Source organism: Streptomyces sp. CNB091, from assembly GCF_000377965.1.
On the sequence record NZ_KB899010.1, the window covers coordinates 102,332 to 114,457 of the forward strand.

The window sequence follows — 12,126 nt, forward strand, 5'->3', positions numbered from 1 at the left end:
CGCCTGTTCAGAAAGGCCTTCTGATGTCCGACGTGTTGCGCGCCCCCGCCGAGACCAAGTACGCGGAGGAGCTCGACTGGCTGGAGTCGATCGACGACAGCCCCAAGCCGTTCTCCTGGCGGCTGTCCCCGAAGATGGTCCGGCTGTTCGTCCTCGGTTCCGAGCGCGCCGACGGCCTGGACCGCGAGATCTCACCGAAGTGGTTCGGCGACCGGAGCTTCGTCGAGCGCTCGATCGTCACTCTCGCCTCGGACCGCGGTCTGCTGCTGATAGGCGACCCCGGCACCGGCAAGAGCTGGCTGGCGGAGCTGCTGTCCGCCGCGATCTCCCGCAACTCCACGTTGGTGGTACAGGGCACGGCCGGCACGACCGAGGACCACATCAAGTACGCGTGGAACGTGTCCATGGTCATCGCCAAGGGGCAGTCGCGTGAGTCGATGATCCCGTCGCCGATCATGACCGCGATGGAGACGGGCGCCATCGGCCGCTTCGAGGAACTGACCCGTTCCACCAGCGACGTGCAGGACGCCCTGATCTCGATTCTCTCGGAGAAGTACATCTCCGTCCCCGAGCTGCAGAGCGACGGAGGAGACGCGGGCGACAACATCGTCTTCGCCAAGCCGGGCTTCTCGGTCATCGCGACCGCCAACAGCCGCGACCGGGGCGTCAACGATCTGTCGTCCGCGTTGAAGCGCCGCTTCAACTTCGTCCGCATCCCGGTCGTGACGAACAGGAAGAGCGAGGCGGAGATCGTCCGGTTCCGCACGGAGGAGCTGCTGCGCCGCCACGCGATCGACCTGGACGTGCCGCCGACGCTGCTCGACATCCTTCTCCAGAGCTTCGCCGATCTGCGGGCCTCGGCCGCCGCCGCGGGCAGCGACGACGAGAAGCTGGAGTCCGCGCTGTCGACGGCGGAGCAGATCGGCGTGCTGGAGGACGCCGTCCTGCACAGCAACTTCTTCGGCGAGAGCACGCTGACCGCCCGGACCCTCGCCTCCTCTCTGGTCGGCTCGCTCGCCCGGCGGGACCCGGAGGACCTGGCCATCTTCAACAAGTATCTGCACGGCGTCGTCGAACCGCGCAGCAAAAAGGAGGGCGGCTCGTGGCCGGAGTTCCTGGACGGCGGCCGGGACACGATCGCCACGCTGTCATGAGCGGGTCCCCGACGAACAGCCCCGGGGGCACGTCCTTCGCGGCGCTGCGCGGGCAGTTGCACGAGGCCGCCACCGCCTTCGCCGACGGGCCCGACGCACTGGAGGGCATCCTCCTCGGCATGGTCGACGACGTCGACCGGGCGGTGCGCGAGCCGTTGGAGATCTTCCCGGTCTGCCACCACTCGCCCGCCTCCGCCCTCGCCATGGCCCGCCGACTGCGCGAGAAGCAGCCCAAGGTCGTCTATCTGGAGCTGTGCGAGGACATGGCGCCGCTCCTCGACGAGCTGCGCAACTGCCGCCTGCCGGTGGCGGTCCAGGCGTTCGCGAGCGATATCGACGGGTTCCCCGCCGAGTGGGCCCCGCTGTCGGTCGTCGCACCGATCACCGAGGCCTCTGCCGAGTACCAGGCCATCGCGTACGCCCTCGACACCCCGGGCGTCGAGCTGGTCCTCGTCGACCGGTCCTCCGACCACGTCTTCCAGTGGGACGGCCGGCACGGCGAGCGCGCCCCCGAGGGGGCGCCCGGTCCTGTGGACGGGTCTCCGGAGCCCGAAGCGGCGCTGCACGGTGAGGCGGTCGGCGTGGAGATCGGTGACCTGCGGCCCCGCTTCGCGGAGCTGGAGGAGCATCTGCTGCGCCACGGCAAGGTGCGGCACTGGTCGGAGTGGTGGCACCAGTACGTCGAGATCCCGCTCGGCGACAGCGACCACGCCGCCTACCGCCAGGTCATGTTCCTCGTCGGCAGTCTGTTCCGGCGGCTCGCCCCCGGCGACGGGGAACGGCTCCGGGTGGACGAGGACCGCGAGCGGTACATGTGGACCCGGATACGCGAGCACCTGGGGTCGAGCGGGGCGGACCCGGAGGACTGCCTGTATGTGTGCGGCGCCTTCCACGCGGCCAGCCGGGTCGAGGAGTTCGGGGTGGCGGGCGGCGGGTCGTATCCGATCTCCCCGCGCTCCGCCACCGCCTGGCAGCACGGGCTGATCCCGTCCAGCCACGCGGCGATCGAGGCACAGTTCGGGCTGGCCTCCGGGTCGGTGTCGATCGCCGCGACCCAGTGGGCGAAGAACCTCAAGCGCACCCGGGTGCAGCCGTACCGGCTGGCCGGTCAGGACGGGGCGAAGAAGCCTCGTACACCGAAGAAGGCCGCCCCGACCGCCCCCGCTCCCGTGCCGGAAGCAGGCGCGGACCGGCTCTCCGGGTTTCTGCGCCGGCCGCCGGTCCTCGACACGCTGGACGAGGCCGAGCTGCTCGGCTGGTCGGTGGACATCGTGCGCGCGGCGCGGCGCGGCGGCTATCTGGCGTCCACCGCCGACGCCATCGCGGTGTTCGAGACGTCGATCCTGCTCGCCGGGATGCGGGACCGGGCCAAGCCCACTCCGTACGACTTCCAGGACGCGGCGATCACCTGCATCGAGAAGGACTCGGTGCCGGGCCGGCGGGACGTGCGCCGGCTCGTCGAGATCATGATGGGCGGCGACCGGATCGGGCGGGTCGGCTACGACGCGCTGCCGCCGCTGGCCCGCGATGTGCACGACCGGCTCGCACCGCTGGAGCTGAAGCTCCAGCAGCGTGGTGTGCGGCGCGCCCTGCTGGACATGGGTTCCCGTCCGGAACTCGAGGCGTGCTCCGACGTGCTGTGGATGCTCCGCCGTCTGATGCCGCACGGCGCGGCCCGGCCGATCATGGGTGAGCGAAAGCTCGGCGGGCGTTCGATCCAGGAGTCGTGGGACCTGGCGCTGGGCACCCATCAGCGGGCGCTGATCGAGCTCGGCTACGAGGGCGTGAGCATCGAGCAGGTCCTGGAGCAGCGGCTGCGCCGCGACGCGTATGGGCCGCGGGCGACTACAGCGATCGTCCTCGCCGCCGTCGAGGACGCGACGCTGTATCTCCGCAGTCGCCGTCTCGCCGACGAGCTGGGCACCCGCGCCCTGGAGGTCCTCAGCGCCGAACGCACCGTGGACGGGGCCCCGGAGGTGCTGCGCCGGGTGCGGGGGCTGCTGGCCTACTACCGGACCGGCGAGCCGGTCCTGCCGCCGTGGGTGGAGTCGTTCGTCAAGACCGGCTACGCGCACTACTGCACCTTGCTGCCGACGGCGTTCACCGACGAGAACGTCACCGCGGGGCAGGTGGCGGCGATGCTGGGCTTCCTGTTCAGCATGGAGAACCTGGCGCTGTCCCTGGGCTGCGACCGGGCGCAGCTGGAGCTGGCCGTCGCCCAGTCCCGTCCCACGGACCCGGAGCGGACAGCGCTCCTGTGGGCGGCGCAGGTGCAGCTCGGCGCCCTGTCCCGGGCCGAGCTGCGGGAGCGCTGCGGCGAGCTGCTGGCGAACCCGATGGTGGTGCCCGCGTATCCGCGTTATCTCAGCGGCTTCGTGCACGCGCTGGTGCCGGTGCCGGGGCTCGCGGACGTGGTGGTGGAGGCCGTGTCAAACGCGTTCGGGCGGCTGCCGGACCCGGTGCTGCTGCCGTGGCTGCCGACCTTGATCACCACGCTGCGCGCCGGAGCGGCGGACCTGGCTCCCCTGTTGATCCGGGAGGCGGGGCGGATCTTCCCGGCCCGCCTCCCCGCGCTGGACGCATGGGTGCCGCCGTGGCGCGAGGCGCCGGAAGCCGGTGCGCCCGACGCCGGCCGTGCGAAGGCGGCCGGCGGCGGGAACCGTGGCGCCGCGCTGCTCTTCACCCACCCGGGGACGCTCGACGCGGTCGCGGAGCTGCTCGGCTGCGACGGCACGTGGGCCGCGCCCGGCGCGGGTCCGGCAAAACCGGGCGGCGCGGTGCTGACAGCCCGCCACCCGGACACCGCGACCGCGTGGGAGTCGCTGCTCGCGGGCGCGTGAGGGCTGCGCGCGACGCCGGGGAGGCTGGCCTCGCCCCGGCGCCGCGCCCCTTCCGTCTCTCGGAACCCCCGACCGCTCCATCGGCCGGGCATCGCACGGCGGCCCACCCCCCGCCTGCTTGATATTGCTTGAAATGCTTGCCTAATATGCAGCTTCGAGCATCGACCGCCGGAATGGGGAGCACAGATGACGCACGTGGCTCAGGAGCTGGCCAGTCAGCCGGCCTGCTGGCAGGTGGCCGCCGGCATGGCGGACGGGCTCGCCCACCGGCTTCCGGCGGCCGGTGAGCGCATCGCCGTGGTCGGCTGTGGTACGTCGTACTTCATGGCCCAGGCCTACGCTGCCCTCCGGGAGGGCAGCGGGCAGGGCGAGACCGACGCCTTCGCCGCTTCGGAGTTCCCGGCCGGCCGGCCGTACGACCGGGTCGTGGCGCTGAGCCGCTCCGGCACCACGACCGAGGTGCTCGCACTCCTGGGGGAGATCGGTGACACGACCCGCCGCACGGTGGTCATCGGCGACCCCGACACCCCGATGGCGGCGATGGCCGACGACACGATCGTGCTCGAGTTCGCCGACGAGAAGTCCGTTGTCCAGACCCGCTTCGCCACCTCGGCGCTGACCCTGCTCCGCGCCCATCTGGGCCTGCACACGGACGCGGTCGTCGAGGACGCCCAGGTCGCGCTCGCCGAGCCGCTGCCCAGCGGTCTTGTGGAGTGCAGCCAGTTCACCTTCCTCGGGCAGGGGTGGAGCGTGGGGCTCGCCAACGAGGCCGCGCTGAAGATGCGCGAGGCAGCGCTGGCCTGGACCGAGGCGTACCCGGCGATGGAGTACCGCCACGGCCCGATCAGCATCTCCACCCGCTCCACCGCGACGTGGATGCTCGGCGAGGCCCCGTCCGGGCTGATGGACGAGGTGCACGCGACGGGCGCACGGTGGGTGGCGGGCGGCCTCGACCCGCTGGCGGAGCTGGTCCGGGTGCAGCGCCTGGCGCTGGCCATCGCGAACGCCCGCGGTCTCGACCCGGACCGGCCGCGCCACCTCACCCGCTCGGTCATCCTCAGCAGCACGGTCTGACGGCCCCGGCCGTCCCCTCCCCGCCTGACGGTCCCTCACCCCGGAGTCGCCATGCCCATCGCCGCCACCGGCGATCTGATCGCCGAGGCAACCGCACAGCACCGTGCGGTCGCCGCGTTCAACGTCATCACCCTGGAACACGCGGAAGCCATCGCCGAGGGCGCGGAGGCGGCTGGATCGCCGGTGATCCTCCAGATCAGCGAGAACGCGGTCGCCTACCACCGGGGCCGGCCGCGGCCGCTGGCGCGCGCCGCGGCGGAGGTGGCCGACCAGGCCGCCGTCCCTGTCTCCCTGCACCTCGATCATGTGCAGTCGACCGAGCTGCTGCACCGGGCGGCAGACTGCGGTTTCAGTTCGGCGATGTTCGACGCCGCCCGGCTCCCGTACACGGAGAACCTGGCGGCCACCCGCGCCGCCGTCGTATGGGCGCACGAGCGGGGCCTGTGGCTGGAGGCCGAGCTGGGGCAGGTCGGCGGGAAAAACGGGGAGCCGGCGCTCGACGCCCATGCGCCCGGGGCCCGTACGGATCCCGACGAGGCACGGTCGTTCGTCGCGGCCACCGGCGTCGACGCGCTGGCCGTGGCGGTCGGCACCTCGCACGCCATGACCTCGCGGGACGCCGTCATCGACCACGGTCTGCTGGACAGCCTGCGAGAGGCCGTGCCGGTCCCCCTGGTGCTGCACGGTTCGTCCGGCGCCTCCGACGAGGAACTGGCCCGCGCCGTGGCGGGCGGGATCCGCAAGGTCAACATCGGTACCGCGCTCAACATCGCGATGACCGGGGCGATAAGGGAGCGACTGGCCCGGGACGACCGGGGCGTGGACCCGCGCCGCTATCTGGCGGACGGCCGGGACGCGATGGCCCGCACCGTGGCCCGGATGATCGCGGTGCTGCCTTCGGGGCGGGCGTACGCCGCGTGACGCTGCGCCGGGGGGCACGCCCGACGGGGCACGCCCGACGGGGCGCGTCCCCCGGCGGGTGCTCCCGGCGGGTGCTCCCGGCGGGCAGGAACGGATACGGGTACGTGTACGGGTCAGGCCTGCTGGTGCAGGGTGCCCGGGTCCACCGCGTGGGCGAACGGCAGGCCGTGCGCGTAACGTTCGAGCTCGTCGACGGCGGCGTCCGCGAGTCGGTGGAGTTCGCCGCCCTGGGACCCGGCGATGTGCGGGGTGAGAAGGACGTTCGGCAGGTCGTAGAGGGGTGAGTCGGCGGGCAGGACTTCCGGTTCCGTGTGGTCGAGCACGGCGTTCAGCCGCCCGGTGACCAGTTCCCGCGCGAGCGCGTCGGTGTCCACCAGGGAGCCGCGTGCGGTGTTGACGAGGGTCGCCCCGTCCCGCATGAGGGCGAGGCGCCCGGCGTCGAACAGATGTCGGGTCGCAGGGAGTTCGGGGGCGTGGATGCTGACGACGTCGCTCTGCGCCGCCAGGACGTCGAGGGTGGCGCGCTCCACGCCCAGGTTCCGGGCCCCGTCCTCGTCCAGGTACGGATCCTGGACCAGGACGCGCAGATCGTAGGGGCGCAGCAGTTCGACGACGCGGCGTCCGATGCGGGAGGCGCCGACGATGCCCACGGTGCGGCGGTAGTTGCCGACGGCGGGGAACCGCCTCAGGAGGTTCACCCGGGAGCGGGCCTCGCGGTAGACGCGGGCGCTCTCCAGGATCCGCTTGTTGGCGAAGAGGATCGCCGCGACCGTGTACTCGGCGACCGGGAAGGCGTTGGCCCTGGCGGCGGTGCTGACGGCGATGCCCCGGTCCCAGACGTCCTGGGTGATGTGGTGCTTGACGGAGCCGGCGGCGTGGACGACCGCGCGCAGCCGGGGCATGACGCTCAGCGCCGCCGGGCCGAGCGGCGGGCAGCCCCAGCCGGTGAACAGGACCTCGGCCTCGTGGAGCCCGGCGCGCTGGGCGGGGTCGTCGGCGCCGAAGTCGGTGACGAGGAGACCGGGGACGAGGTCGGCGACGCGGGCGAGCCGGTCCAGGACCTCCGGGGCCAGGATCGCCGCGCGGGTCTCGCCGCTCATCGCCAGGACGGTGCGGGGGCGGGTCCGCTGGGGCGTGGCGTTGTGACTCACTTGACGGCTCCTGCGGTGAGGCCCGAGCGCCAGAAGCGCTGGAGGCAGAGGAAGGCGACGATCAGGGGGACGACGGCGACAAGCGAGCCGATGATGACCAGCGGGTAGAGCTCCGGCTGCTGGTAGACGTTCTGGTTCCACATGTACAGGCCCAGGTTGACCGGGTAGAGCCGGTCGTCGTTGAGCATCATGAGCGCGCCGTAGAAGTTGTTCCAGCTCGCGGTGAAGGAGAACAGGAAGATGGTCACGAAGCCGGGTGCCAGCATCGGCAGGGCGACCTTGGTGAAGGTCCGGACCTCTCCCGCCCCGTCCATCCGGGCCGCTTCCAGGACCTCGCCCGGTACGTAACCCTCGGAGAAGACGCGGGCCAGGTAGACGCCGAACGGGTTCACCAGACTGGGGATCAGAACGGCCCAGTAAGTGTTGACGAGGCCCAGTTCGGAGGCCATGAGGTAGAGCGGGAGCTGGACGACGGTCGAAGGGATGAGGACGCCGACGAGGACGACCCCGAACCACCTCTCCCGGCCGCGGAAGGCGTACTTGTCGAAGGCGTAGCCGCAGGCCACCGAGATGAGGGTGGAGAGTCCGGAGGCGACGACGGTGTACAGGAGGCTGTTGAGCAGCCAGCGGACGAAGACCCCGTCGTTGTAGTCGAGGAGAGCGTTCAGATTGGCCAGGAACTGGAAGTCGCCAAGGCTGAACGGGTTGGTGGCGAACAGGTCCCGGTAGCTCTTGGTGGAGGCGATGAGGAGCCAGGTCAGCGGCATCAGGGTGTAGACGGCGACGACGGCGAGGACGCCGTTGACCATGACGCGGGAGGTGATCCCCCGGCCCCGGCGGTCGGGCGGCGGGGCGGAACGGCCTCCGGCGCGGCGGGGCGGCGTCGGCGCGTGCGGTGCGTCGGGGGTGGCTGTCTGGGTGCTCATGAGGCCTTCCACCGGTTGCCGAGCTTGGTGACGACGAAGGACAGCAGGCCGGCGACGAGGGCGAGCAGGAGGGAGCTCGCGGCGGCCAGGCCGTAGTCGTGGCCCTTGAAGGCCGCGGTGTAGATGAACATGGTCGGCGACCAGTCCTCGCCCATGGTGTTGGCACGCAGCTGTACGAGTTTGGGGGCGTCGAAGAGCTGGATGGCGCCGACGCACGTGAACAGCAGGGTCAGGACGACAGTGGGCCGGATCATGGGGATCTTGACCTGGAGGGCGGTGCGCAGGGCTCCGGCTCCGTCGACGGTCGCCGCTTCCAGGACCTCGCGGGGAACAGCCTGGAGACCCGCGTAAAAGATGATCATGTTGTAGCCGATCCACTGCCAGGCGGAGATGTTGACGACCGAGAAGATCGCCTCGTCCTGGCCGAAGAAGTCCCACTGGGCGCCGAGCGCGTCGAGGGCGTCGGTGATCGGGCTGAGCCCCGGTGTGTAGAGGTAGAGCCAGATCAGCGAGGCGATCAGGCCGGGTACCGCGTGCGGCAGGAAGTACGCGATCTGGAAGAAGCGCCGGGCCCGCGCCATGGTCGAGTCGACGAGCAGGGCCAGGATGAGCGCTCCGCCGACCATGGCGGGGATGTAGAGCGCGCAGTAGAGCGCGATGTTCCCGAACGAGCGGAGGAACGCCTCGTTGCCCAGGGCTTCGGTGAAGTTGCCCCATCCGGCGAAGACCCGCTCGGTGCCGCCGAATCCCAGGCCGGAGGACTCCTCGCGGTAGAGGCTCATCCAGGCCGCGTAGAGCATCGGCAGGACCGTGACGGCGGTGAACAGGGCGAAGAACGGGACCGTGAACAGGGCGACCGCCCGGCGCTGTCCGCGTCGGGTGCCGGGGCCGCCCGGCTTTCGCGGCCCGGCGGGAGCGGCCGGACCGGCGGGAGCGGCCGGACCGGCGGGAGCCGCGGGCCCCGTGGGCGGCGGCTCCGTCTGGGGCGCCGGGGTCTTGGCCGGCCGGGCGAGTGGGGCTGCCACCTGATGCTCCTTCGGCTGAATGGGGTGGGCGGGGAGAGGGGGCGGGCTGCCCGGCACGGTCTGTCCCGGGCAGCCGTGCGGCTACTTGTCGAGCTTCAGGCCGCGGTCGGTGACCGCCCTCTCACCCTTCGCCTGACCGGAGCTGAGCATCTTCGTGTGGTCGCTGCCCGCGGCCATCTGCGCCGAGACGACCTGCTGCTGCACCGGGCCCCAGGTCCAGCCGGGCACGATGGTGTCGGCGGCCTCGCCGGCTACGGCGTAGACGTCCTGGCCGGCGAAGTAGGAGGTGTCGAACTCCTTCGCCGCCGCGGCGCGCATGCCCTCGTTGGCGGGCAGGGCGCTGCTGGGGGCCTTGAGGGAGCTGAGGCGGGCGGTCATGGCCGCGGGGTCGGTGGTGACCCACTTGATGAACTCGGCGGCTGCCTCAGTGTGTTCGCTGCCCTTGGGCACGATGTAGGAGGTTCCGCCGTACATGCCGGTGCTCGGCTTGCCGTCCCAGGTGGGCAGGGGGGCTATACCCCACTTGCCTTTGCTGTCGGGGTAGCTGACGGGGAAGGTCCCGGCGCTCCAGGCGGCTCCGATCACGGTGGCGACCTTGCCGGTGGAGCGCTCCTTGGCCTCGCCCTCGCCCCAGAGCGGGGTCTTCGACGCGAGGCCGTCGTCAAGGAGGTCGTCCCAGTAGGCGGCGACCTTGCGGGAGGCCGGGTCGTCGATGTTCACCTTCCAGGCGTCGCCGTTGGTGCCGTACCACTGGGCGCCGGCCTGCCAGGCGAGGCCGGAGAGCAGGGCGGGGTCGCCGCCGCCGAAGTTGGTGATGGAGACGTCGGGGTCGGCCCGCTGGATCTTCTCGGCGGCCGTACGGTATTCGGCCCAGGTCGTCGGCACCTCGACGCCGTGCTTCTTGAACAGGTCCTTGCGGTAGAAGAGCTGGATGGGCGTGACGTCGAACGGGACCGCCCAGGTGGAGCCGCCCAGGTTGACCAGGGACTGGACCGCCTCGGGGAACTCCTTCCTCACCAGCTCTCCGGAGGTGGGCGTGAGGTTCACCAGGTTGCCCTCGCTGGCGTACTCGGGCAGGGCGGAGTAGTCCATGGTGGCCACGTCGGGGGCGTTGCCGCCCTTGACCGCGTTGGACAGCTTGGTGACACCCTCGGGCCCCGCGGGCACCAGGGAGAACTTGACCTTGATGCCGGTCTGCGTCTTGTTGAACGCGTCGGCCGTCTCCTTGGCGCCCAGGGCGGAGGACCAGAAGGTGAGGGTGACGGGCTTGCCGTCGCCGGGGCCCGAGGCGTCCGCCCCCGACCCGCCGCCGCAGGCGGTGACGAGCAGGGCGAGTGAGGCGGCGGACGCCGCGAGGGCGAGGCGGGACGTGCGGGCGTTACAGGGCATGGGCCGACTCCTACGGGACCTCGAACTGCGGGAGAAGAGGTGAACGGCACACATCATTTTGCGCGGAAGCGATCGCAGTCAAGAGCAAATGACCAATTCAATCGAATCGATCATCTACAAGTCGGAGTGCCGGCTCCGCACCATCGCCCCCGGGCACGCGAAGAGCCGTACCCTCGGGGCCTGTTGGCCCGGGCACGGCTCCTCGCGCGGCACCTCTTCCATCAGGAGGCGGCGGCGACCGCCCCGCAGGAGACCCGGATCCGCAGGCTGGGCAGGATGTCCAGGTGCCTGCGGGCGGCGGAACTCCGACCCGCCTCCCCCGCCCTCGGGTCCGACCCGCCGGGCTCGGTCACACCCAGGCGGTCCAGCAGGAGCCGGGCGGCGGCGGCCCCCACGGCGTGCTTGTCCGGGGCCACGGCGGTGAGCGGCAGGTCGGCAAGGCCGGCGACCTCGTCGTCGTACGCGATCACCGCGAGGTCTTCGGGCACCCGCACACCCCGGGCCTGGAGCCGTGGGATGAGGACGATCGCGTCCGCGTCGCTGTGCACGATCGCGGCGGTCACGTTGCCGCTCGCCACGGCCTCGCACAAATACTCCAGGGTCCTCTCGAAACGCTTCGCCTCCGACCTCGACGGAGCGTCGTCCAGCGGCGCGACCGACACCGGGGTCAGCCCCAGCGCCTCCACGGCGGCCCGGTATCCCACCCGGAGGCGGGGAGCGGTCGGGCTGTCCTGCACGGCGAGCGCGATCGCCCGGTGCCCGAGCTCGGCCAGATGCGCCACCGCTTCGGCCGCGCCGTGCGCATGATCCGAACGCACCCGGTCCAGGCCCGCCGCAGGATGACCGAGGGGCGCCGAGCGTTCCACCAGGACGACCGGAACCTCCTGCTCCACCGCCCACAGCCCCTCCCCCTGCTCCGGGCAGCCGCGCTCCCAGCTGGGCGTCAGCAGGAGTCCGTCGGCACCGGTGGACAGCAGTCGGCGGGCCTGGGCCGCGTCCTCGTCGGGGAGGTAGCGGGAGAGCCCGATCGTCAGGCGGGCGCCGGCCGCCTCGACGGTCTGCCTGGCGCCGCGCACGACGTCCGCGTAGTAGTAATCGGTGGTCGGCACCACCATGCCCACCACGAGACCTTCGGCGGGGGGCGCGGCGGCGGGGGCGGGCCGGGACTGCCCGGTGGGCCACACCACCGCGCCGTGCAGCCGCTCCACCAGGCCCTGCGCGGCCAGCGCCTCGACGTCCCGGCGCAGGGTGACGGCGGACATGCCGAGTTCCTTGGCGAGTTCGGCGACGCGCAGGCTGCCGCGCTCGCGGACGAGCTCGAGCACCCGCTCGTGGCGCTGGTCGACGTGCAGTCGCATGGATCCCCCTGGACTCGGAAACGGCTGGGCTCGGGCCTGACGGTGTTCCGGCGGCCGGTCGGCCGCCGCCCGGGCGGCGGAACCGCTCGGACTCCTGTTCCCGCACGGTGCTCCCGGGACCCGTCCGGCATGCCTCAACCATATCGATCACATCCGCTCGAAACGATCCGAGCGGGATTTCGCTCCGGCGCGACGGGCGCACGCCGGTTCACGGCCGGGCCGGACGTATACACCCCGATAAACGATCGACACGATCAATTCGGCCAAAGTCATTGAGCGAATCGTCTG

General features: G+C 71.7%; 9 protein-coding genes. 4 read left to right on the top strand and 5 right to left on the bottom strand.

Annotated elements, in window-relative coordinates; translation table 11 throughout:
* Window positions 1-23: 23 nt before the first annotated feature.
* The 4 genes from D581_RS0130945 (at window position 24) to D581_RS0130960 (ending at window position 5,989) form a co-directional block, all read left to right on the top strand.
* Window positions 24-1,154, top strand: a complete 1,131-nt coding sequence (locus tag D581_RS0130945; protein WP_018960997.1) for an ATP-binding protein — start codon at window positions 24-26, stop codon at window positions 1,152-1,154.
* Complete coding sequence (locus D581_RS0130950; RefSeq protein ID WP_018960998.1) at window positions 1,151-3,994, top strand: DUF5682 family protein; 2,844 nt, start codon at window positions 1,151-1,153, stop codon at window positions 3,992-3,994. Before D581_RS0130945 ends, D581_RS0130950 begins: the two co-directional genes overlap by 4 nt.
* A 186-nt stretch (window positions 3,995-4,180) precedes the next feature.
* A complete protein-coding gene (locus D581_RS0130955; protein WP_018960999.1) occupies window positions 4,181-5,068 on the top strand; it encodes an SIS domain-containing protein in 888 nt (295 codons plus the stop codon).
* Window positions 5,069-5,119: 51 nt separating this feature from the next.
* Window positions 5,120-5,989, top strand: coding sequence for a class II fructose-bisphosphate aldolase (locus D581_RS0130960; RefSeq protein WP_018961000.1), 870 nt, complete (start codon window positions 5,120-5,122; stop codon window positions 5,987-5,989).
* 113 nt (window positions 5,990-6,102) lie between these two features.
* On the opposite strand, the gene D581_RS0130965 is transcribed toward D581_RS0130960, so the two are convergent.
* The 5 genes from D581_RS0130965 to D581_RS0130985 all read right to left on the bottom strand — a co-directional run bounded on the left by D581_RS0130965 (window position 6,103) and on the right by D581_RS0130985 (window position 11,838).
* Window positions 6,103-7,140: a hydroxyacid dehydrogenase gene (locus D581_RS0130965; protein ID WP_018961001.1), complete on the bottom strand. Its 1,038-nt coding sequence runs from the start codon at window positions 7,138-7,140 to the stop codon at window positions 6,103-6,105.
* On the bottom strand, window positions 7,137-8,066 hold the full coding sequence (locus D581_RS0130970; protein WP_018961002.1) for a carbohydrate ABC transporter permease: 930 nt from the start codon (window positions 8,064-8,066) through the stop codon (window positions 7,137-7,139). Before D581_RS0130970 ends, D581_RS0130965 begins: the two co-directional genes overlap by 4 nt.
* Window positions 8,063-9,091 (bottom strand): carbohydrate ABC transporter permease, encoded by a 1,029-nt coding sequence (locus D581_RS0130975; protein WP_018961003.1) that lies wholly within the window; start codon window positions 9,089-9,091, stop codon window positions 8,063-8,065. The genes D581_RS0130970 and D581_RS0130975 overlap by 4 nt, the downstream gene beginning before the upstream one ends.
* A gap of 81 nt (window positions 9,092-9,172) precedes the next feature.
* Complete coding sequence (locus D581_RS0130980) at window positions 9,173-10,480, bottom strand: ABC transporter substrate-binding protein (RefSeq protein WP_018961004.1); 1,308 nt, start codon at window positions 10,478-10,480, stop codon at window positions 9,173-9,175.
* A 221-nt stretch (window positions 10,481-10,701) separates the two neighbouring features.
* Window positions 10,702-11,838, bottom strand: a complete 1,137-nt coding sequence (locus D581_RS0130985; RefSeq protein ID WP_018961005.1) for a substrate-binding domain-containing protein — start codon at window positions 11,836-11,838, stop codon at window positions 10,702-10,704.
* Window positions 11,839-12,126 lie beyond the last annotated feature (288 nt).

Coding starts and splice junctions, on each gene's coding strand:
- D581_RS0130945 (WP_018960997.1), top strand. CDS start 24: ATGTCCGACGTGTTGCGCGCCCCCGCCGAGACCAAGTACGCGGAGGAG.
- D581_RS0130950 (WP_018960998.1), top strand. CDS start 1,151: ATGAGCGGGTCCCCGACGAACAGCCCCGGGGGCACGTCCTTCGCGGCG.
- D581_RS0130955 (WP_018960999.1), top strand. CDS start 4,181: ATGACGCACGTGGCTCAGGAGCTGGCCAGTCAGCCGGCCTGCTGGCAG.
- D581_RS0130960 (WP_018961000.1), top strand. CDS start 5,120: ATGCCCATCGCCGCCACCGGCGATCTGATCGCCGAGGCAACCGCACAG.
- D581_RS0130970 (WP_018961002.1), bottom strand. CDS start 8,066: ATGAGCACCCAGACAGCCACCCCCGACGCACCGCACGCGCCGACGCCG.
- D581_RS0130980 (WP_018961004.1), bottom strand. CDS start 10,480: ATGCCCTGTAACGCCCGCACGTCCCGCCTCGCCCTCGCGGCGTCCGCC.
- D581_RS0130985 (WP_018961005.1), bottom strand. CDS start 11,838: ATGCGACTGCACGTCGACCAGCGCCACGAGCGGGTGCTCGAGCTCGTC.